Here is a 21,905-nt window from a genome sequence, read left to right on the forward strand (position 1 = left end):
AATGTAATTCTATTGCATGTTTAAATATGTTAGAACTTTCAGAATCTCTACTAACAACACCTAATTAGATACCCAAAAAGCGGTTAACAAGTAAACACTAGAATAATTGGCCTTTTCAGTGGCAAATGAGGGAGAAGAATTCAATTTTTAAAGTAAAGAATGACAATTATAATCGTAAACATTTATGATATAAAGGTTTTAAAATAGATTTTAGAATACGAGTAATTTTAATTAGAATAAAGGTTGTAGTTTTGCTATAACAGTACACACCACGCTACCCATTTGCACAGCGTCCCAGGGTGTGTCTTTTGCTTTTATACCTTTTCTTATTTCTTTTAACAAGCATAATTTTAATGGATGTCTTGCAGAAAGCCTTTCAAACATGTAATTGTCAATTTAGATAAATGTCAATGACTTCAAGATTCCTATTTCCCATGGAAGATAATTCACAGAGGGACACTTATGTCCCTCTGTCAAAAAACTTGACTTATAAGCAGAAGCTTAGTCGGTTAAAAGCATTAGCGATAGTTAATTTTAGGGCATTTTTGAATATAGGACTGTTACTTACAAAAGATGAGCCTCCCAAAAGCCATAGGGTTATATTATAGATATCATATTGATAATCTAAAATTTTATTTAAGAAGTTGTTATAATAGATATACTTAAATTGAAAACAATGTTGATAAGTAACTGGATTATAGACTCTACTAAATCACGTATTATGTTAATTTTACCTCAAAAATAAACCTACAGGTTGATTTTATGGAAATATTACGTACATTTGACGAACAATATCAGGGTGTGTATCTCGCACGCTTTATAGATTGTTCCATATATGAAACACCTGAAGAATATGAAACCGAGCTTGATAAAATACAAGAGCTATTCCAAGATCCTCTTTATGTGCGTAATTTTATCAAATCCCCTCAATCAGGTTGGAAGAAAGGTAAATTTAAAAACGACCCTTTAAACTTTTTAGCATTAAATACACTTGAAGAAACAGCAGATCTCTTTGATAGATTGGATGAAATAATTGAGAGTAGCCAAGACGGTAATTGCTTTGATCTCTTATTCGACAATTTTAAAGGATTATCCTCAAAGGAAAACTACAATGATCCAGGCAGACGTAAAATGTATACATATGAACATGATTCATTATTAAGACTTTATGGTGTACTACTAAGCAACAATTGTATAATCATTACTGGGGCTGGAATTAAATTAGTTGGGGCGATGAAAGACAGCGATGCATTACAACTAGAATTGGATAAAATGGATTATTTGATAGACTGGTTAGAAAAAAATAATATAACAGATTGTTCAGATTTTTGATATGACAAATAAAGGAGAAAATTTAAATCAAATTGTTTCTAAGACTGCTTCAAAGTGGAAAACACGTGCAAAGCAAGACAGAAGTAATAGACGTAAAATATCTAGAGCTCAAGCCTTCGCTTTAGAGCTTATGGACTATATGAGTATTCATGGGATTAAACAAAATCAGCTTGCTAAGAGAATGGGTGTTACCTCACAACAAGTAAATAAAATCCTCAGAGCTAAGTCTAATTTGACTTTTGAAACATTAGACAAAATTGAGGATGCTCTTAATATAACCATTACTCCTGCAAAAATTAAACAATATAGGTCTGCTAATTCGCCCGTTATACAAAATACAATGAAGTTAGTTTATAGAAAACCTAAAGTAATTGAAGAAAATATAAGTACTCAAGTTAAGACTTCTATAAATCCGTTGTTAGAAACAACTATTGAGTCAATGAATAGTTATAAATACACTGCTGAACAAATCTAACGGTTATGACCTATAATCAACTTGGTTTTGCGTTTACTGGACTAAGAACTATTTCTTTTGCCAAAATTGATGCTGCCCATAAGAAAACAGGCGAGATAAATTTAATTACTGGTTTAAGTTTTGGTCTAGATATCGATGATCATACAGTAACGTGTACAACAGAATTTTCTTTTGAAAAAAAGAAAGATCAACCTTTCTTAATTTTAAAAGTTCAAGGTCTTTTTGAAATAGATAAAAATGATTTTATGAATAAAATGAAACAAGATGATGGTTCTTATCTTGTTACTCAAGGATTGGCAACTCACTTTGCGGTTCTTACAGTGGGTTCAGCAAGAGGAATTTTACACGCTAAGACAGAAGGAACCGTCTACAATCAATATTTACTTCCTACTATTGACATCAAAGTAATGGTTCAAGATGACATCATTTTGAACAATAAATAAATCCTTAAATTATCTAATACAGAATTCATTTTTACGAACCTAATGCTAACTATTATAATAACAACTCACTAGCTTCATCCAGAACAGAATTGTCAAGTTCTTTGAGATAAGCTTGGGTAACAGCCAAGTTTTTATGTCCCATAGACTCACTAATCACATCGGTTGCCACCCCTTTTTGCTTTAAGCAATTGGCATAACTATGGCGTGCTACATAACTCGTAATTGTTCTATCAATATTACAGATTTCAGCAATTTCCTTAAGGTCCTTATTGAATCGTTTTAAGATTTTAGATTTTCTTTCTTCGATTTGCTGGGTGGAAAGATTTTCTCTGAGTAAAACTGGAAAAATATATTTTGTTCCGTTATTTTTAATTTGATAATGAGTTAAAATTTCTGCAACGGGAGGTAGGATTTTAACGATAAAATTCCCTTTTGTTTTAGAACGTGTATAATAGATACGATCCTCTTTAATATTATTCCACTCAAGTTTCATGATATCGGCGAAATTCATACCTCTTGTATAAAAACTAAAAACAAAATAGTTTCGACTATTAATTAAATGAGGATAGGATTCGATATCCATTTTGATTATACTTTGAACCTGTTCAATTGTTAATGCTCTTTTTTGTTCCTTACCTTTTAGCCGCGATATTTTATAAGAGCGAAAAGGGTAAAAAGTAGACTTCACCAAGTTTCGTTCAATAGCACGATTAAAAATTGCTCTAATCGCCCTCATTCGAACGCCTATGCCACCATCACTGCCACCCCTAGCTCTTAAAAAGATCTCATATTTGGTTAAGTAAGCCGATGTAACTTCGTGAAATTTTAAATTAGAAGATTTATTAAATAGTTTTAAGGAGCGAAAGGAATCTCTATTAGCTCTAGCGTTGCCTGCTCTACCAGATTCTTCCATTTCGTATATCACCTCTTGCCAAAATGCAAAGAAATTACTTTTAAAAGGATTTTTTTCAATACGGAATTTTTTCTCAAAGTCTTCTAAAGAAAAATCTTCTTTTTCAATTTCAATTTCAGTTAACACTTTATAAGCTCTCTCCTGAATTTTTATAAGTAAACGATTATTTTGAATATAGTTGGAATTTGATTTTTTAAATCTTCCCTTTGAGGTATCCCATTCCTTTTCTAGAACATTAAAAATTGTTTTAAAATATTTAGATCTTCTATCTTTTGTGACTCTCAAAAAAATAGGATATTGTCCATTAGAAAGTATTTTTTTTCGAATTACGATTTTAATATTAATCATGTCCATTAATTTAACGGGTACAACATAGGTACAACATTCATGCTTTTATTAGAGCAATATATGTTAACAAATATAAACTATAAAATCATAACTTATTGATATACAGGTGAAAAGAAAATATAAATCATTAAATGAAAACTATTTTCTCCTTCTGTTAATCAGAGGGTCCTTGGTTCGAGCCCAAGAGGAGGAGCAAAAATAAGCCTGACGTCATTGTCGGGCTTTTTTGTGTTTAAGAATTACTGAAATTCTTAATATTGTGACTATCTTGAACTATGCTCAAAAGACCATAAAGTTAAATTTGTCTTTAGAAAACGCCTTTAGAATATAAACAAGTGGAAATTGTTACGTTATAAAGAATCTAAAAAGAAATAAGCAATGAGATAACAATTACAGTCTTAGATAGTATCAGGTATTGCAGTATTCATAATTATAAACCAGCTGAATTTCAATATTCTAGGGATTATAAGTAGAAAGTTTAAACGTGGTTGGGCTAAAAAGGGTCATTGTAAGCGAATGTTCTATTTGTTCTCAAGGTTAGATCAATAAATGTTAGTACTTGTACTTGAAGATGATCGGTATTTCAGTTTTTTTAACCATGAATAGTTTCATGTTTACCATAGCTTTTTATTAACTCGCCTTCAAATTCAACAAGTTCTTTCCAACGCAAATCAACATCGATATCTTTCCCGTATTTACGTGCAAAGCTTATAAAAGTGGTATAGTGGCCAGCTTCACTTATCATTAAGTCGTGATAAAATTTAGATAATTCAGGATCGTTTATTTCTTTGGAAAGTAGTTTAAAGCGCTCACAACTTCTCGCCTCAATCATTGCAGAAAACAGGAGCCTGTCTACCATAGAATTCAATCTACTGCCGCCTTTGTTCATGAATTTATAAAGTTCATTAACATAGCTGTCTTTGCGTTCTCGCCCCAGTTTAAACCCTCTTTTTTTGATGATCTCGTGAACCATTTCAAAATGCTCTAACTCCTCTTTTGCCAGCTCCAATAATTCGGTTACCAGATCTGGATATTCCGAATTTAACGTGATAATGGTGATAGCATTTGTAGCTGCTTTCTGCTCACACCAAGCATGGTCAGTAAGGATTTCTTCTATATTGGATTCAACTATGTTTACCCAACGAGGATCTGTTTCTAACTTGAGATGAAGCATTTTTTGTTTTTTTAAAGATACTTAAAGATAGGATTGTATTTATAAAAATAGATTTGTGATTCCCATAAAAACATTTTAAATTTTTATCCCACGTTGACACTAAATAAATACCCGACGAAAGCGGTTAACCCCATCGCTACTGTTCCCCAAAATGTAATTCTTAGAATGGCAATTCCAATATTGGAACCTCCGGTTTTAGCAGCTAAGGCACCTAATATTATTAAAAATAAAGTTGCAAATCCGTATAAATAAAAGAGGTAGAAATAACACAACCAAAAGAGGAAGTATCCCTCCAACGATAAAGGAGGCTCCTGAAGCCAATGCGGCTTGGATTGGATTGGCCTGACTCATTTCATTGATTCCTAACTCATCTCTTACATGAGCAGCAAGAACATCGTGCTCGGTTAATTCTTTTGCCACAATTAAGGCAGTTTCTTTCTTTAAACCTCTATTCTCATAAATCTCAGCTAGGCGCTGCAATTCAATTTCTGGGGATTCTTCTAGTTCTATTTTTTCTCTTTCAATATCGGCTCTTTCAACATCGGTTTGAGAACTTACTGAGACGTATTCTCCAGCAGCCATAGATAAGGCACCGGCTACCAAACCAGCCAGAGTAGCCAAAATAATGGGTTCTCTCATATCGCTTGCGGCTGCGACACCAATGGCAAGACTTGCAGTAGATAAAATCCCATCGTTAGCACCAAGCACTGCTGCTCGTAACCAATTACTTCTATGGATATAATGATTATCTAAGTATTCATCTGGTTGATCGCTCATCTGTTGGGCTTTTTTGTTTATAATATTTTTCTCCTATTTTTTGAAGGATTCATGCATCATTTTCAGAAGTTATGGACATGGTGGGGACTATAGAGTTTTTTTTATTTCTCCTATTCGTTTTTTCTGAACAAGGCCAGATGTTGAATAATAGTTCTGCTTTCTAATCCCCCTGCCAAGGCACCCGTGGTTACTCCAACTGTGCTTATAAAAACTGCGATCCTGATCTTATCTTCCAATAAAATTTCCGGTTTGCTTAAAGTTGGCCAAGTGCGCATAAGATCTTCTGGGAATACGTACAATTCTATTACCATCATCAATGCCCCTACCATGAGGAAAAGTCCAATGCAAGCAAGGAAAATGCTGAAATAGATAACTGTGTTGGCCACGGCAAGATGTTCAGTAATAATTCTTTTTTCTCTTTTCGGAAGAAACAGAGATTGTACCCGCACCAGATAAAAGCTTGCTAACATGATGCTTATAATCGCAAAAAATGCAGCAGTTCCATTGGTCATTCCTAAACCCACATCCCAGATCTCTGCGTTGAAAATTAAAATTATTGCGGGCGCTACCGCGGCAGTAGCTAAACCCGGCAAGGAAAGCGGCAGTAATAATGCTTTATTCCTTATCAGTGGCCAAAAGAATTTACCAAGATGCCTAAAGGTCATAAGGATATGAAAAATGAAGGTTTCAAGATCATTTCCATTTCTCAACTCTCTGTCTGGAGCCTTCTTTGCTTTTTTCTTAAGTACTTGTTTTTCTTTTGAAGAAAAAGAGGGAACTTTTGATAAAGACCTGTCGAATTTTGTGGAACTCATAATTCCCGGTTCTGTTGCAGGGCTGTGGTTCAGGCCCAATATATGCCCTATTTGATGAAGGAGAAGAGAAGCAGAGTTGTACCGGACGAATGTGCTATTTAAATCAAGTCTTTCCCGGTTCTTTCCTGTGGACGTAGTTTGTCTTGTGGAAAGGGCCACAATGCGTGCAATGGATGAACTAAGGGCAGAAACCTGGACATTTCTCCTAGACATCAGTCCAATATCTGTTAGTACACAAACAAGGTCATAATTGCCCTCAGCCATACTCATACTGGCTCTGTCAAGGAAAAAAGACGGATTTCTGGAGCGGTCATTGTCAAGTTTAAAAGTTTCTGAAATAACAAAATTCCATTTTATTCCTGTACTTTCTTCCAGCTCCGGTTTTACGTCTTCAGCAAGTTGATTTGCATACGCAATCATTTCTTTTTTTTCTTTCAGATTCTTAACTGCGATCAGGAATCCTACATCCATCTCTGCATTTGGCTGTGGACCCTGTGCTTTATCTAATGCACCAAAAAACCTTTTTCCTGAAGTGATAGCCCGGATGATCTTTGTAGAATTTATAACCCTTAGCGTACGCAGTATTCTTAAAGCATTCAACATACTAAAAACCCGAAGCGGAGGTATTATTAGTGATATTACGGTGATCCAATTCTGCTTTATGAACTGACTTCTTCGGGGTGCTATTATTATTTTAATCAAAAATTCGAGTATAAAGAGAATCCATATAAGGTATATGAGCTTTTCTTGAAATGGGCTGAGTCCTCTAAAAATTTCTATAATAAAAAGAATTAACCACCCAATCGCCAGAAGAAACATTGGGACTTCAAGATGTTCCTCAAGCTTAAAAAAGATTCTGTATCGTTTTCGGTTCTCTCTCAATTTCAGGAGCTTTTTAGATTTTGTGTTAATACCAAGGAATTGCGAAATCTTTCTAAATTAGGAAAATAAATTAACTACTGCTATAGAAAAAGTAGTGTTCTAAGCCTAAAACTTCTGAACGAAACAGGATTGGGATAACTCAGCAAGATTTTCTTCAGCAAAATTCTGAAAGTCCTCCCCTTTGGGGAGGATTTAGGAGGGGATAAGGGGGATAATATTGTCCTCAAAACAATTTTAGAGAAGCTGAATGAGAAATCCAAAATCCAAAAGATTAAATTTGTATTACATAGTGAGCAGGATCTCGATTATTATCTTAAAAAATTGAAGGTGATACAGGGATAGCCCGCTTCACCAAAATTAATTAAATGCTCGATTTCACTTCTACTTATACAGATCAATATCAACTTGCTATGGCACAAGTCTATTTTGAAAATGGACAAAAAGAACACTCTGCAGTTTTCGACTACTACTTTAGAAAGCTTCCTTTTGATGGGGGATATGCTATTTTTTCGGGTTTAGAAGACCTCTTGGAAATTCTTGAAGAGCTTAAATTTAGTGAAGATGACCTAACTTATTTAAAAGATCAGAATTATTCTGAAGAGTTTTTAGACTACTTAAAAAACTTTAAATTTTCCGGTACTATCATGGCTGCTAGAGAGGGTGATATTTTATTTCCCAACAGGCCGATACTTCAAGTAGAAGCCAATATTATAGAAGCTCAACTTATAGAAACTATCCTCTTGAATCTTTTAAATTTTCAAACTTTGATTGCCACTAAGGCTAGTAGAATGAGATTGGTTGCAAAAGATAAGATATTACTTGAATTCGGTTTGCGAAGAGCCCATGGTCCTGGTGGATATTATGCCAGTAGAGCGGCAATAGTAGGAGGATTTGATGGCACAAGCAATGTGATTGCAGGTAAGGATTTTGATATCCCAGTTTCTGGGACTATGGCACACTCCTTTATTCAAAGTTATGACGACGAAATAACAGCTTTCAGAGCCTTTTCCCAAAGCCGACCAAAAGACTGTGTGCTTCTTGTAGATACTTACGATACGCTTAAGAGCGGTCTTCCAAATGCTATTAAGATAGGAAAGGAAATGGAAGAGCGAGGAGAACAATTATCCGGAATTAGACTAGACAGTGGAGATTTGGCTTATTTGGCGCAAGAAAGTAGAAAAATGCTTGATAAGGCAGGTCTGGATTATGTGAAAATAGCGGCATCAAATCAGTTAGATGAATATGTGATCAAGAGTTTGTTAGAGCAAAAAGCTCCGATAGATATATTTGGAGTTGGTACTAATTTGGTGACCGGTGATCCAGACGGTGCATTAGATGGCGTTTATAAACTATCCGTTTCTAACGGTATTCCAAGATTGAAGATTTCTGAAAGTCTTTCCAAAGTAACCATTCCCCATAAAAAGCAGGTTTATAGATTGATGAATGCAAAAGGAGAACTTATAGGTGCCGATGCCATTACAATGAGAAAAGAGGAAGAGGTTTCAAGAATTTATGATCCTCAGGAAATATTGAAATCTTTGTCTGTAAAAAATAATAAGTCTGAAGCCTTACTTCATTTAGTGATGGAAAATGGAAAAAGAACTGCAAATTCCAGAACCTTGATAGAAATTGCGGCATATTCTAAAATGCGTTTGGCGAGTCTTCCTATGGAATATAAACGCTTTGATAACCCTCACATATATAAAGTGGGAATAAGCAAAACGCTAAAGAAAGAGCGTGAGCAATTATTAAAGAAATACAAGAAGTAGGATGAAAGCATTGATAATTATAGATATGCAAAACGACTTTATCCCCGGAGGTTCGCTTGCAGTTCCCGAAGGAGATAAAATTGTTCCCATAATAAACAACTTACAAGAAAAATTTGATTTGGTAATAGCAACCCAGGATTGGCATCCTTTAAATCATTCCAGTTTTGCTGAAAATCATTCTGGTAAGAAAGAGTTCGAAATCATCAAATTGAATGAAATGGATCAAACCTTATGGCCAGTTCATTGTGTGCAAAATTCAAAAGGAGCAGAGTTTTATTCTGAATTAAATTTAAAAAAAATTGAAGCTATTTTCAGAAAGGGAACCAATAAGGAAATAGATAGTTACAGCGGATTTTATGATAATGCGCATTTAAAATCTACAGGACTTTCTGGGTATTTCAAAGAAAAAGAAGTTAGTACTTTATATTTTTGTGGCCTTGCAGCAGAATACTGTGTCTATTTCTCCATTATAGATGCTCTAAAAGAAGGTTTTGAAGCCATTTTGATTGAAGATGCCACCAAAGCTATTTCTCAGGATGATTTTGAAAAAGCAAAAAAGGCCATCCTTCACGCTGGAGGAAAAATTATTGCTACATCAGAAATAAAATAAAGAACTTTTGGGGCAAGCCCGCGTGACTGATTCGGGCAAGCTCGCCTAACTGATTCTGGCAGGCCTCAGGGAAATAAACCTTCAGTGAGGAATTAAAAGACCTCTTTAAAGGCCTCTATTAGATTCTGAACCTCCTCCATTGTGTTATAATGTGCCAAACTCACTCTAACCACACCCTCATATTGTTCCAGATCCAGATCTTTAATTAGCTGTTTCGCATAAAAATCTCCATACCTAACCCCAATGTGCTTTTTATCTATGAAATCCACAATTTCTGAACTTTTAAATTTGGGATGAATAAAAGAAATGGTTGGTACACGAAGAGTGGCATCGGCACTCGAGGCGCCAATAATTTTAATGTCTTCAACAGATCTCAAATAGCCTAAAAGCTCCTGTGCCAATTGAGCCTCATAATTAGCTATCAGCTCAAAACTAGCTTCCAGCTTTTCGTTTCTGCTAAATTTATTATCAGAAAAGTGATGATCATATATCCCGATCATATATTCAGGAATAGCTTTTAAACTATAGGTAAGTTCAAAATTATAATTCCCCGGCTGAAATTTATAGGGCACATCTTCGGGTTTGAAAAATTGGTGATTAATTCCAGGCATACCAAAAAGCAAAGGCAACTTTCCATACATCACTGCCAGATGCGGACCAAAAACTTTATACCAGCTAAATACGTAAAAATCTACATCCAGCTCTTGCACATCTACTCTTCTATGGGGAGCAAAAGCAACGCCATCTACACAAATAAGTGCTCCGGCCTCATGTACAATTCTGGAAATCTCTTTAATGGGGTTAATGCTTCCCAAAACATTCGAGCAATGTGTTACTGCCACTAATTTTGTCTTATTGGAAAGTAACTTAGAAAGTTCATTTAATTCCAATTCAAAAGAACTTGGATTCACTTTCCATACCTTAATCTTAATACCTTTTCTTTCTAATTCTTTCCAGCACGAAACATTGGCTTCATGATCTGTATTGGTTATAATAACCTCGTCCCCTGCTTTCCAGCTATCGCTAATACAAATACTCAGGATCCTTAACAGCATTGTAGAGGTAGGCCCAATAATTACTTCTTTAGGATTGGAAACATTTAGATATTCTGCAACCTTCTCCGTAGAATTTGACAGTGCTTTACCCGCATTAGCTGAAACTTCATAAGAGGCACCTAATTGCACATTATAGTTTAAATAATATTCAGAAATAAAGTTGATGCTACTCCCCAAAATTTGCGAGCCTCCTGCATTATCCATAAATGTGTAGCCTTTTTTAAGAGCCGGAAATTGTTCACGTATAAATTTTAAATCCATAATAAAGTTTTCTTGGTTACAGTTTCCTATAAATCAAAAATAGGAAGTTTAAAAATGTGATTTGTGTTTTCTTGCGTATTATACCAAAAATGTCACCTTGAAAATTATTAAGACAAAAAAAGATATATTTGAACAACTTAGAATTAATTAAACTCACTTTTTATGAAAAGCAAATTTTTATTCATTGCATCCTTTTGTTTCTCGAGCATTCTTTTTGCTCAGGATCAGGATGTTGTTATTCAAAATATTGTAAAGGAAGCTTCAGAAAACTCACAACTTGAGGTATTGGGGCACGAACTTTTAGATGTGGTTGGCCCAAGATTAGTGGGAACTCCAGAAATGAAGCAAGCGCACGATTGGGCGGTGAATAAATATAAAGAATGGGATATTCCTGCAGAAAATCAGCAATGGGGAGAATGGCGAGGCTGGAAACGAGGAATTACCCATATAGACCTAATAGAACCTAGAGTAAGAACTCTTTCTGGAATGCAATTGGCTTGGAGCCCAAGCTCGGGTAGAAAACCTATTGTTGCTGAAGTTGTTATTTTACCAGAAGCCAAAGATTCTACCAATTTTGCAAAATTATTATTTGGAGTTAAAGGGAAATTAGTAATGATTTCTATGCCTCAAATGACTGGGAGACCAGATGAGAATTGGGAAGAATTTGCTACCGATTCTTCTTTCGCTAAAATGAAAGAGGAGAGAAAAGCACAATCTGATGCATGGTCAGATAGAATGACCAAAACAGGATATACCAACAGAAACATTACTGAAGCTTTGGAAAAAGCAGGAGCTGTCGGAATTATTACCTTAAACTGGTCCAGAGGATTTGGAGCAAACAAGATATTTTCTGCTTCCACTAAAAAAATTCCAACTATAGAGCTTTCTTTAGAGGATTATGGAATGGTTTATAGAATGGCTGAGTATGGAGATAAACCTAAATTAAGACTGGTTGCAGAATCTGAAGAATTGGGTGTAGTTCCTACTTTTAATACCATAGCAACCATTAAAGGAACAGAAAAACCTGAGGAATATGTAATCCTTTCAGCGCATTTCGATTCATGGGATGGAGCAACAGGAGCCACAGATAATGGAACTGGTACTATGGTGATGATGGAAGCTATGAGAATTCTCAAAAAAATGTATCCAAATCCAAAGCGTACTATAATTGCAGGCCATTGGGGTAGTGAGGAGCAAGGATTAAATGGGTCTAGAGCATTTGTGAAGGATCATCCGGAAATCGTAGACAATGTTCAGGCATTATTTAATCAGGATAATGGAACCGGCAGAGTGGTAAATCTTTCAGGTGGAGGATTCTTGAACTCTTACGATTATTTAGGTAGATGGCTGGAAGCAGTTCCAGAAGAAATTACAGATGAAATTGAAACTACTTTCCCTGGAATACCAGGTGGTGGTGGATCGGATTATGCTTCTTTTCTAGCGGCAGGAGTTCCAGCTTTCAGTTTAAGTTCTATAAGCTGGTCTTACTGGAATTATACTTGGCATACCAACTTGGATACTTATGATAAGATTGTGTTTGATGATGTTCGTAGTAACGTGATACTTACAGCGATTATGGCCTATATGGCGAGTGAAGATCCGGAAATAACTTCAAGAGAAAAAAGAGCTTTACCTTTAGACAAAAGATCTGGAGAGCAAATGACATGGCCAGAGGCAAGAGATGCCAACAGAAGTGGAGGTCTAGATTAGAAAATAAATTTCAAAATATATTGCAAGCCAATTAGAAGACTATTTGTTTTTTAATTGGTTTGCTGCTTTTGTGTAACCACCGCCTGCGCCATCTACAAAGTGAATATGGTCATCTTTTTTCATATCTCTAACGTAACAGGACATCACACTTTGTTTACTAACATGCAACCCGTATTTAATTTGTCCATTTTTTTCCAAATGATCCAAATAAGATTTTAATGACTCTCGTTGTGGCGTTGTGCCTGTAATTACGGTATTTATACGACCGTCAATGGTTAGGGTGTCTGTCAACTCTACCAATTTCTGAAGATAATTTTTCCCTGAAGTGGTATTCTTTAAATAGTATTTGCCAAAAGTTGTAGTAAACCAATTTTTTAGGAGATAAAACCCATCGTACTTCCCCAGTTTTGTCCGCATTTCATCATTTAGTTTTTTAAGGTTTGCCTTCAATTTTAATCGTTTTACTGAAATAGGTTTTCTACTGTTTAAGGAACCATAAATAGTATCAATATTCTGTAGGACCTTAGAAAATATTTCTGAAGGATCTTCTTCTTTACATGCAATTACTATTAGGCTTACAACTTCTTGATTTGCTTCTGGCGGACTTATTTTGTCCCATTTGCATTCCATACCTTCTAAATTTAAGAGATCTGGAATTTTGGTGCTCCCTTTATGCGAGTCCTCAAAGTTGGCCTTTATTTGGTTTTCTGCATATTGTAGACCCTCACCAAGAACTACTGGTATAGTTAGGATATCACTTATTTTAACTTTTGAGATTTCCAACGAGATCTCTTTCTCATAGATCTCTTTAATGGAAAGAGAACCTATTTTAAGTTCGAGCCCAAAATTTTCTAACGTATTTATTCTATGCTGATTTAAAGCTGCCATTGCGGCATCAAGTAATTCTGAAGGAATTAGCATAGTTGCACCATCTCCTCCAAAGAAAAAAGGGATAGTCATTTTTTTTGAATAGGCTAAGTTTAAAATGGCAATTACACTTCCAGTTGCCACTAAATTAACCTGGTCATGATTTCCGTTTCTAACAGCTTCGGTAGAATTTTTGATATCTGCGGCAACTGCATGCCAGTCTTCTGGGACTTTAGAGAAAAGGGATTTATTAGCAACCAGATCACTAATAGGAATAGTTTGCAATACGAGGCTAGAATAAAAGTTAAGACTGGTTGAATTCGCCATATTTAATTTTAGAATTTTAGTCGACCGTGTAACTAAAAAATTTCCCCTTCAATATTTTTATTGAACGAATATAAAAGGGGTTTAATAAACTTTCCTCAGTCTAATTTAGATCTGCTCCAACGGGTTTAGAGCAATCGTGCCCTGGTTGCCCATGAGCAGGGTTTTTGGTAGGTGTAACACCTCCGTCAACTCTCACTGGAGAAACATTTGGATTTAGAGTAGTGGTATTGGTTTGTTGAAGACTTGTGCTAGCAGCTTGGTCTAGAGGAGCTCCCACGGGAAGATCACAACGATGTCCAGGCTGTCCATGTACCGGATTCAAGGCAGCAGTAGTTTTTGGATTATCTGTAGTTTCCACTTCTAAATTAGCCGGAGATGCTTCAGTTTCTTTCTTTTCTTCTTTACATGCGATCATCACAATTAAACTTAAGGCAATGATGGTACTATTTAAGAGTCTCTTTTTCATAATATTTTTTTTTAAATTCAGTAAAAATCAATTTTGATATTTAATTCACAATCTTATCTAATTCGGCTTCCGTTACATTTAAAAGCCCAGAAGCTGGTAATCTCAAGGTCATCGTTCTCCAATTATCTTCTGCCTCAAATATAGCTTTAAATATAGGGATCGCTTCTTCAAATCTCTTGCTATTTGCAAGTGCTACCGCTTTCCAATATCTCATTTCTAAGTTATCGGGAAATAGTTTTTCTGCGCTGCCATACTGCTTTAAAGCTTCGTCTATATCTTCTGCTTCCATTGCAAGATCTCCTTTATTCATAAATTCATAAGCCCTAGCTACAGTCAGAAGTCTCTCCAGCTCTACTAAAGGTTCCGCATTATCATCTACTCTAAGATCTATCTTTTTATCCTCCCAGGAGTTCTTTACCTTGTTAGCGCCTACCACGATCAATGCAGCAGATTGCTTCCCGCGAATATCTCCGCCAGCATTTTGTGCCGCTTGTAAAACTTTAACAACTCTTTCTGCCAAAGGAAGATCAGAATGCTCGTAAAACGCATCTTTCATTGCGGGTACCACCTTATCATTAAGCATCATATTTGCTTGTACAGAGTAATTCTTCCCTGTATAATGAAAAGCAGATTCTACACAACTACTACCAGTATGTGCAGCTGTTCTTCCAGAAGAATCTAAAAAAGCAACCTGTCTATACTCTTCACCATCATCTTCAGCTATTAATTTTTCTAAAGCCTGAGAGGCAGATTTTCCTTCTTCCATTAATTTTAACCCGTTAGGGCCATAAGCTGGGTTAACAAAAGATTGAGTTGCTACCACCCCAACTCCAGATTTTCCCCAAGCCACCAATGGTCCTACAGAAAACCAATGACTTTGAACTCCCACCGCCATTTCTCCAGTTACAGAATCTCGGGCAACTATAGAAAAGGTATGTGCAAAGGGGTCTTTCATAATAGGATGGGTTTGGGCAATTATAGTCCCTGAAAACATCAAGCCTATTAGGAATATAATTGTGTGTTTATAATTTATGTTCATATTTCGAATTTTACTTAAAAATAGGGAAATTCTAGCTATTTACTACTGTACCTCCTTTTACATAATTTTTAATGAATTGGAATAAGTTATAGCAAAACCTCTTAGAGGTTATAAATTTATGATCTTTAATTAATGGTCTCGTAGTTCAACGGATAGAATAGCCCCGAAGCGTCGGGGTCCTAAACTTTAGATCCAAGTTCCCCCGACGGCTCGGGGTTGGCGAGGTCACTTTTACAGTAATAATACCAATCAAACAAAATCATATTTTCGCTCCCTATGCTGTTTTTATTTTACGCATAGCTTCCCGTACATCATAAAAACAGCATAGGATCCAACCGCAGATTAGTTATGGTAGCTATGGGGCAATAAAATATTAATACTTTAATTTCAATTATGATGTCAAATCACCTTTTAAAAACTGGTGGTGGTGATATCGAAAAAAACCATATTGCTTCAGATTATTTTGGACATTTTTAGTCGCAAAAGGAAAATATAAATGCAATTCAAGAAAATAGCCCAACGTTAAACAGGCCACACATAGAGGATAAGTGGAATGCCGAATAACAATATTAGTATGGTTACAGGTAGTCCCATTTTCCAGTAATCGCTGAATTTATATCCTCCCGGTCCCATAACCAGGGTATTGGATTGGTGCCCAATTGGAGTAAGAAAGGCACAGGAGGCCCCCACAGCAATAGTCATAAGAAAAGGGTCTGTGGCTAATCCCAGACTTTCAGCAACTTTTATGGCAATGGGAGCCATTAATACCACTGTGGCGGCGTTATTAATAATATTGGAGAGAACCAGAGTTATGGTCATAAGTAAACCCAGAAAGATCCAAACAGGATAATCGTTGTCTAGTGTCAATATCAAACTGGTAACCGTCGCGGCTCCTCCGCTGGATTCAAAAGCCTCTCCCACCGGGATCATTGCAGCCAAGAGGATGATCACTGGCCAGTCAACACTTAGGTAAACTTCCTTCAAGGGTAGAATTTTACTTATCACCAGGATTACAGCAGCGAAAGAAAAAGCTATTTCTACCCTCAAGAGTCCTGTTATCACTAGGATGATTGCTGCTGCAAAAATACTAAGCGCACCAATGACCCGGGTAGGTCTTCCAAGATGCAATTCCCTTTCAGCCAGAGGGAGGAAGTTCAAGGATTTCATGGCTTCCTTAAGGTTCTCTGGACGGCCCTGTAAAAGCAGCACATCCCCTTGTTTTATTATAGTTTGGGCAATTCGCTTTTTTATTTTCTTGTTTTCACGGGCAATTGCCAGCACATTTATATTGTATTGTGACCGCATTCTTATCTCTGTTACGCTGCTTCCCACACACAGGGAATTAGCCATTACTACAGCTTCAGCGGTCTGGATTATATCAGATCCCCTTGCGCTATCTCTTAGAAGTTTACCCTCTGCAAGAGTAGATCTTTTGGAGTCGGTAAATTTTTTGAGATCCTCGGTATCGGCCTCAAGGATAAGTATATCGCCTTCCAGTAATTCTTCCCAGGGCGAAGGTGCGTGTATGCGCACATTGTTCCTAATGATCCCCAAGATAATAACTTCCGTCTTCAGCAATTCATTTACTTTGAAAATGGTCACTCCAATTAGATCTGAATTTGGCAGAATGATCACTTCTGTAATATAATTTTCTATCTCAAATATATCGGGACTCTCGGCTGACTGCCTTTTGGGTAAGAACCGCCAACCCAGCAGGGTGATAAAAAGAAGTCCGACCACGGTTAAGGCAAGACCAACCGGAGCAAAATCAAACATCTCAAATCTACTACCTAAAGCTTCTTCCCTGAAAGTGGATATTATAATATTGGGAGGGGTTCCTATAAGTGTAATCATCCCGCCAAGGATTGAAGCAAATGCCAGGGGCATAAGAAGAATTGAAGGTGAAAATTTATTTTTTCGTGAAAGGTGAATTGCCACGGGCATTATAATGGCTAGAGCACCAATGTTGTTGATGAAACCAGAAGCTAAGGCAACAATACCACAAAGTAATATAATCTGTATCCATAATTTCTCAGATATCCTGCTTATCCAGTCAACAATAACATCTACAAGTCCGGAATATTGAAGAGCCTTACTGATTATAAGCACAGCTGCTACCGTAATAACTGCAGGATGACTTAAACCTTTAAAAGCTTCACTCGATGGAATTATTCCAAAAACAACTAATGTAAAAAGTGTAAGAAAAGCAACTATATCATAACGAACCTTATCCCAAATAAAAAGGATTAGGGCTAGAGCAAGGGTAATAAATACAATACTTTGATCCATATTTTATTAGGCTATTAAGTAAAGAAAAGTCAATGTTTGAGCTAATATCTGTTTCTTTTCCATTTTAAGAACATTAATGTCCGGTTAATATATAACCGGGGAGTAAAACTAGCACTAAGATGGCTTACATCTTTATAAAATCTTTATATCTCAACAACTACCTTTGCCACAAAGAAAAATAAATTGCTTATAACTAGAAATTTCAGTAAGAAAAATCAATACCTGATAAGTGTTTTACTTATTGTGTTGACTGCTGTTTTATGTTATTTCTCGGTAGGTTTTATCGGTTACAGAGCCGTAGCACTAATTTTGTTACTGGTAGTTTCAGTGAATGCTATTTTATTTGACATTTTTCCAGTAATACTTTCTGCCTTATTGAGTGCATTGATATGGAATTTCTTTTTTATAAAGCCAACGTTCACTTTACATATAGGCACAGCCGAAGATGCACTAGTTTTCATGATGTATTTTGTAATTGCTACAATCAATGCGGTTTTAACTTATAAAATACGGGAAGTAGAAAGAAAAGAAAGAGACGAAGTAGAAAGGGCTAAAGCCATCAAACTTTATAATACCTTACTCAACTCACTTTCTCACGAATTGAGAACTCCAATTTCAACAATAATCGGGGCGATTGATACCATAAAAGATAATCAAAATAAACTTTCGGAAAGGAACCGTTTAGAACTTTATTCAGAAATTGAAATTGCTAGTTTACGACTCAACAGGCAGGTGGAAAATCTATTGAATATGAGCAGACTTGAAGCTGGATTTATTCAACCTAAAAAAGACTGGTGCGATTTTAATGAACTCGTTTTTACCGCAATTAAGAACAGTAGTGATGAAACGAAAAATCATCAAATTAAATTCACGCCCCTTGAAAATTTGCCTTTGTTCAAATTAGATGGCGGTTTGGTAGAGCAAATTCTTCAAAATCTTATCCATAACGCTATTCAATACACCCCCGAATATTCAATCATTAATATTGAAGTAACTCACAGCGAAAAAAATTGTATTATCCATTTTTCCGATAATGGAAACGGATTTCCTGAAAACGAAATGGATTTTGTTTTTGACAAATTTTACCGATTAAACAGAACATCAACTGGCGGAACAGGCCTTGGACTTTCTATAGTAAAAGGTTATACTGAAGCAATGTACGGAACCGTACAGTTAGAAAACTTACCGCAAGTGGGTGCAAAATTCACCATTGAAATTCCCAGTGAATTTTCACAAAGCACCATTTTGGAAAATGAATAAGACAGAGATACTCATCATAGATGATGAACCACAAATAAGAAAGTTAATTCAAATTAATTTGGAGAGTAACGATTATAAAGTTAATCAGGCAGCTACTGGAAAAGAAGGTTTGATTTTATCTGCTAATCATCCTCCAGACTTGATATTACTTGACATTGGACTGCCCGACATAAGCGGACACCAAGTTTTACAGGAACTTAGAGAATGGTATAACAAGCCTATTATTATGCTTTCGGTTCAAGACAGTGAAACTGATATTGTTTCAGCCTTAGATAATGGTGCAACTGACTATTTAACTAAACCTTTTCGCACGGGCGAATTGTTGGCAAGAATCCGATCTGCGATTAGAAGTAGTCAAAATACTGAAAACAACTCGACCATAATTTGTGGATATATTGAAATTGACTTAGTTGCCAGGGTTGTAAAGAAGAAAGCAGAAACAGTAAAGCTAACTTCTACTGAATATAACTTATTGGCATTGTTTGCAAAAAACGAAGGCAAGGTATTAACGCATCAGTTTATATTAAAAAATATTTGGGGTTACAGCTATCAAACCGAAACACAATATTTACGTGTTTTTGTAGGAAATCTTCGTAAAAAACTTGAAGAAAACCCCAACAATCCACAATACATCATTACAGAAAGTGGTGTTGGGTATCGTTTTCAATAGTTTTTATAAAATCTTTATACAAACCGATTAAACCTTGATGTCTTGGATATATCTTCCACGCCACCTTTGCAATATTAAAAATTTTTAATGTAAAAAAAGTTGACTACTTGGAGAAACCACACTATGCTTATACCTGAATTTTTAGTTCAAGGTAAAGAATCTGAGAAATTAACTGCAAAAAAGAGAAAGAATGATTTTAATGAGCATATACGACACAACTTTGCCTCTGGGAAATCCTGTGTTAAAATTCCTTTTGATATTGGTGATCATTCTTTTTGCTCCCATTATCCTGAACAAAATAAAAATCCCTCATCTGCTGGGACTAATCATTGCAGGTGCAATAATTGGCCCAAATGGGTTTAACCTCATTGTAAGGGACAGCAGTATAATACTTTCGGGTACCGCAGGGCTTTTATATATTATGTTTCTCGCTGGTCTTGAAATTGACCTAGGTGATTTTAAAAAAAACAGTAAAAAAAGCCTGGTCTTCGGCTTGTACACTTTTCTCATTCCAATGTGTTTTGGAACATTAGGAGGAATTTACATCTTGGGCTTTTCATTGCCAACCTCTGTTCTATTAGCAAGTATGTTCGCGTCCCATACCCTTATAGCCTATCCATTGGTCAGTAAATTAGGAGTGGCCAAAAACAAAGCGGTAAATATAACGGTGGGCGGGACCATGATAACCGATACTTTGGCACTGCTGGTACTTGCCATAATTGTTGGGATGAACACAGGGGAAGTTAATACGGAGTTTTGGGTACGGTTATCCATCTCCATTCTCGTTTTCGGACTTATTGTAACGCTGCTTTTCCCAATTATCGGGAGATGGTTTTTCAAGCGGTTTGAGGATAATGTTTCTCAATACATTTTTGTTCTAGTAATGGTCTTTCTGGGTGCAGTTCTTGCAGAACTTGCTGGGATAGAAGCCATTATTGGTGCCTTCCTGGCAGGTTTGTCATTGAACAGATTGATCCCTCATACCTCTCCCTTAATGAACCGGATTGAATTTGTGGGAAATGCGATTTTCATTCCATTCTTTCTAATTGGTGTGGGAATGCTTATTGATTATCAGGTATTTTTCAAAGACTTGGAAACTATTAAAGTTGCAGGGGTTATGATAGTAATTGCAACATCATCTAAGTTTAGTGCAGCCTGGTTAACCCAAAAAACTTATAAATTTTCAGTTGACGAACGAAGATTGATTTTTGGACTTAGTAATGCACAGGCAGCCGCCACTTTAGCTGCAGTATTGGTAGGGTATAATATCATAATCGGGGAAACCGCGACCGGAGAGCCAATACGCTTACTAAGCGAAAGCATTTTAAACGGTACCATATTAATGATACTATTCACTTGTACTATTGCTTCCTTTGTTGCTCAAAAAGGAGCTAAAAACATTGCACTTATGGAAAGTGCAGATGGAACAGAAGAGGATGAAGAAACTCAGGAAAAAATATTGATACCAATAAGCAATAGTGAGACGATAGATGAACTTATTAATCTGGGAGTGACCATTAAATCAAAGAAAAATAGAGATGGTTTATATGCGCTAAGCATCATTAACAATAATAATGCTGATGGATCGGCAGATAAGCGCGCCAAAAAGATGTTGACCCAAGCAGCTATAACCGCTTCAGCGACAGATAATTTTACGCACCAATTATTACGTTACGATCTCAATTTAGTGAACGGAATTACAAGTGTAGTCAAAGAACATAAAATCACTGATTTGATTTTAGGACTTCATATTAAAAAAGGTATTTCAGACTCATTCTTAGGAAATCTAACCGAAGGTATTTTGACAAAATGCAACACCACAACTTTAATCTATAAACCTGCACAGCCTTTTGGAACAATAAAAAGGCATATTATTATCGTTCCAGAAAATGCAGAGAAGGAAATTGGATTTCCGTTTTGGTTATTTAAAGTTTGGAACATCGCAAGAAATTCAGGCGCTAAACTTGTCTTTTACGCAGACCAAGACACGCTAAAATTCATAAAGGAAATTCAATCTAAACATCCAATAGAATGTGAGTTTGAAGAATTTAGTCAATGGGATGACTTTTTAATACTTTCAAGAAACTTTCAATCTAACGATAATCTCATTATTATTTTAAGCCGAAAGGATAAGCCTTCATATAATAACAGAATGGCCAATATTCCTTCTTATTTAAATAAATATTTTAAAGAAACGAGTTACATTTTGATATATCCTATGCAAGAAGGAGTCACGGTTTCTTCGAAAATAGACCTGACAAATCCAACCTTCATTGAACCGCTTGAAAAACTTGATGAAATTGGAAAAACCATTGCGAAAATATTTAAACGTAAATAAAGCTTTCCGCTAAGATGAAGAGATAATATGCAAGCTCAAAAAATGAACGTGCAAATATTAAATGAATCAGATAAAATGAAGACTT

At 35.8% G+C, this 21,905-nt stretch carries 18 protein-coding genes and 1 pseudogene; 9 read left to right on the plus strand and 10 right to left on the minus strand.

Features of this window, described 5'->3' with window-relative positions:
- Positions 1–231: 231 nt before the first annotated feature.
- Positions 232–384, minus strand: a complete 153-nt coding sequence (locus H033_RS21550) for a hypothetical protein (RefSeq protein ID WP_155827713.1) — start codon at positions 382–384, stop codon at positions 232–234.
- A gap of 378 nt (positions 385–762) precedes the next feature.
- Here H033_RS21550 and H033_RS0103790 point away from each other — a divergent pair, with 378 nt between their 5' ends.
- Genes H033_RS0103790 through H033_RS0103800 form a run of 3 tightly spaced genes read left to right on the plus strand, consistent with a single transcriptional unit; the run spans position 763 to position 2,250 of the window.
- Positions 763–1,332 (plus strand): hypothetical protein, encoded by a 570-nt coding sequence (locus H033_RS0103790; RefSeq protein WP_026837097.1) that lies wholly within the window; start codon positions 763–765, stop codon positions 1,330–1,332.
- A 1-nt stretch (position 1,333) separates the two neighbouring features.
- A complete protein-coding gene (locus H033_RS20835; RefSeq protein ID WP_051227770.1) occupies positions 1,334–1,807 on the plus strand; it encodes a transcriptional regulator in 474 nt (157 codons plus the stop codon).
- Positions 1,808–1,812: 5 nt separating this feature from the next.
- Positions 1,813–2,250 carry a hypothetical protein gene (locus tag H033_RS0103800; protein WP_026837098.1) on the plus strand — a complete coding sequence of 146 codons (438 nt, stop codon included), beginning with the start codon at positions 1,813–1,815 and terminating at the stop codon, positions 2,248–2,250.
- Between the two features lie 52 nt (positions 2,251–2,302).
- On the opposite strand, the gene H033_RS0103805 is transcribed toward H033_RS0103800, so the two are convergent.
- The 4 genes and pseudogenes from H033_RS0103805 to H033_RS19520 all read right to left on the minus strand — a co-directional run bounded on the left by H033_RS0103805 (position 2,303) and on the right by H033_RS19520 (position 6,979).
- Positions 2,303–3,511: a site-specific integrase gene (locus H033_RS0103805; protein WP_026837099.1), complete on the minus strand. Its 1,209-nt coding sequence runs from the start codon at positions 3,509–3,511 to the stop codon at positions 2,303–2,305.
- Between the two features lie 592 nt (positions 3,512–4,103).
- Complete coding sequence (locus H033_RS0103810) at positions 4,104–4,685, minus strand: tRNA-(ms[2]io[6]A)-hydroxylase (protein WP_026837100.1); 582 nt, start codon at positions 4,683–4,685, stop codon at positions 4,104–4,106.
- 83 nt (positions 4,686–4,768) lie between these two features.
- Positions 4,769–5,462: pseudogene (locus H033_RS19515) on the minus strand (VIT family protein).
- Between the two features lie 110 nt (positions 5,463–5,572).
- Entirely contained in the window at positions 5,573–6,979 is a 1,407-nt protein-coding gene (locus tag H033_RS19520) for a reprolysin-like metallopeptidase (RefSeq protein WP_196809417.1), read from the minus strand.
- 545 nt (positions 6,980–7,524) lie between these two features.
- Between H033_RS19520 and H033_RS0103825 the strand changes: the two genes are divergently transcribed.
- Together H033_RS0103825 and pncA are read left to right on the plus strand one after the other, a co-directional pair.
- Positions 7,525–8,928, plus strand: a complete 1,404-nt coding sequence (locus tag H033_RS0103825) for a nicotinate phosphoribosyltransferase (RefSeq protein WP_026837101.1) — start codon at positions 7,525–7,527, stop codon at positions 8,926–8,928.
- Between the two features lies 1 nt (position 8,929).
- Positions 8,930–9,538, plus strand: coding sequence for a bifunctional nicotinamidase/pyrazinamidase (gene pncA / locus H033_RS0103830; RefSeq protein WP_026837102.1), 609 nt, complete (start codon positions 8,930–8,932; stop codon positions 9,536–9,538).
- 92 nt (positions 9,539–9,630) lie between these two features.
- Here pncA and H033_RS0103835 read toward each other — a convergent pair whose 3' ends face one another.
- A complete protein-coding gene (locus H033_RS0103835) occupies positions 9,631–10,854 on the minus strand; it encodes a cysteine desulfurase-like protein (RefSeq protein WP_026837103.1) in 1,224 nt (407 codons plus the stop codon).
- Between the two features lie 162 nt (positions 10,855–11,016).
- Here H033_RS0103835 and H033_RS0103840 point away from each other — a divergent pair, with 162 nt between their 5' ends.
- A complete protein-coding gene (locus H033_RS0103840; protein ID WP_026837104.1) occupies positions 11,017–12,564 on the plus strand; it encodes a M20/M25/M40 family metallo-hydrolase in 1,548 nt (515 codons plus the stop codon).
- A gap of 39 nt (positions 12,565–12,603) precedes the next feature.
- On the opposite strand, the gene H033_RS0103845 is transcribed toward H033_RS0103840, so the two are convergent.
- The 4 genes from H033_RS0103845 to H033_RS0103865 form a co-directional block, all read right to left on the minus strand.
- Entirely contained in the window at positions 12,604–13,758 is a 1,155-nt protein-coding gene (locus H033_RS0103845) for a DUF3095 family protein (RefSeq protein ID WP_026837105.1), read from the minus strand.
- A gap of 100 nt (positions 13,759–13,858) precedes the next feature.
- On the minus strand, positions 13,859–14,224 hold the full coding sequence (locus H033_RS0103850) for a hypothetical protein (protein WP_026837106.1): 366 nt from the start codon (positions 14,222–14,224) through the stop codon (positions 13,859–13,861).
- Between the two features lie 40 nt (positions 14,225–14,264).
- A complete protein-coding gene (locus H033_RS0103855) occupies positions 14,265–15,263 on the minus strand; it encodes a DUF1028 domain-containing protein (RefSeq protein ID WP_026837107.1) in 999 nt (332 codons plus the stop codon).
- Positions 15,264–15,785: 522 nt separating this feature from the next.
- Positions 15,786–17,552 carry an SLC13 family permease gene (locus tag H033_RS0103865; RefSeq protein ID WP_026837108.1) on the minus strand — a complete coding sequence of 589 codons (1,767 nt, stop codon included), beginning with the start codon at positions 17,550–17,552 and terminating at the stop codon, positions 15,786–15,788.
- Between the two features lie 183 nt (positions 17,553–17,735).
- On the opposite strand from H033_RS0103865, the gene H033_RS0103870 reads away from it, so the two are divergent.
- From H033_RS0103870 to H033_RS0103880, 3 genes are all read left to right on the plus strand, one after another.
- Positions 17,736–18,812, plus strand: coding sequence for an ATP-binding protein (locus tag H033_RS0103870; protein ID WP_026837109.1), 1,077 nt, complete (start codon positions 17,736–17,738; stop codon positions 18,810–18,812).
- Positions 18,805–19,482, plus strand: coding sequence for a response regulator (locus H033_RS0103875; protein WP_026837110.1), 678 nt, complete (start codon positions 18,805–18,807; stop codon positions 19,480–19,482). The genes H033_RS0103870 and H033_RS0103875 overlap by 8 nt, the downstream gene beginning before the upstream one ends.
- Positions 19,483–19,681: 199 nt before the next feature.
- Positions 19,682–21,820, plus strand: a complete 2,139-nt coding sequence (locus tag H033_RS0103880; RefSeq protein ID WP_231367541.1) for a cation:proton antiporter — start codon at positions 19,682–19,684, stop codon at positions 21,818–21,820.
- Positions 21,821–21,905 lie beyond the last annotated feature (85 nt).

Source organism: Gillisia sp. JM1 (assembly GCF_000424645.1).
In the GTDB taxonomy this organism is placed as follows: domain Bacteria; phylum Bacteroidota; class Bacteroidia; order Flavobacteriales; family Flavobacteriaceae; genus Gillisia.

Excerpts from the sequence above, each read along its gene's own strand:
- H033_RS21550 (WP_155827713.1), bottom strand. The coding sequence starts at position 384 with ATGTTTGAAAGGCTTTCTGCAAGACATCCATTAAAATTATGCTTGTTA.
- H033_RS0103790 (WP_026837097.1), top strand. The coding sequence starts at position 763 with ATGGAAATATTACGTACATTTGACGAACAATATCAGGGTGTGTATCTC.
- H033_RS20835 (WP_051227770.1), top strand. The coding sequence starts at position 1,334 with ATGACAAATAAAGGAGAAAATTTAAATCAAATTGTTTCTAAGACTGCT.
- H033_RS0103800 (WP_026837098.1), top strand. The coding sequence starts at position 1,813 with ATGACCTATAATCAACTTGGTTTTGCGTTTACTGGACTAAGAACTATT.
- H033_RS0103805 (WP_026837099.1), bottom strand. The coding sequence starts at position 3,511 with ATGATTAATATTAAAATCGTAATTCGAAAAAAAATACTTTCTAATGGA.
- H033_RS0103810 (WP_026837100.1), bottom strand. The coding sequence starts at position 4,685 with ATGCTTCATCTCAAGTTAGAAACAGATCCTCGTTGGGTAAACATAGTT.
- H033_RS0103825 (WP_026837101.1), top strand. The coding sequence starts at position 7,525 with ATGCTCGATTTCACTTCTACTTATACAGATCAATATCAACTTGCTATG.
- pncA (WP_026837102.1), top strand. The coding sequence starts at position 8,930 with ATGAAAGCATTGATAATTATAGATATGCAAAACGACTTTATCCCCGGA.
- H033_RS0103835 (WP_026837103.1), bottom strand. The coding sequence starts at position 10,854 with ATGGATTTAAAATTTATACGTGAACAATTTCCGGCTCTTAAAAAAGGC.
- H033_RS0103840 (WP_026837104.1), top strand. The coding sequence starts at position 11,017 with ATGAAAAGCAAATTTTTATTCATTGCATCCTTTTGTTTCTCGAGCATT.
- H033_RS0103845 (WP_026837105.1), bottom strand. The coding sequence starts at position 13,758 with ATGGCGAATTCAACCAGTCTTAACTTTTATTCTAGCCTCGTATTGCAA.
- H033_RS0103850 (WP_026837106.1), bottom strand. The coding sequence starts at position 14,224 with ATGAAAAAGAGACTCTTAAATAGTACCATCATTGCCTTAAGTTTAATT.
- H033_RS0103855 (WP_026837107.1), bottom strand. The coding sequence starts at position 15,263 with ATGAACATAAATTATAAACACACAATTATATTCCTAATAGGCTTGATG.
- H033_RS0103865 (WP_026837108.1), bottom strand. The coding sequence starts at position 17,552 with ATGGATCAAAGTATTGTATTTATTACCCTTGCTCTAGCCCTAATCCTT.
- H033_RS0103875 (WP_026837110.1), top strand. The coding sequence starts at position 18,805 with ATGAATAAGACAGAGATACTCATCATAGATGATGAACCACAAATAAGA.
- H033_RS0103880 (WP_231367541.1), top strand. The coding sequence starts at position 19,682 with ATGAGCATATACGACACAACTTTGCCTCTGGGAAATCCTGTGTTAAAA.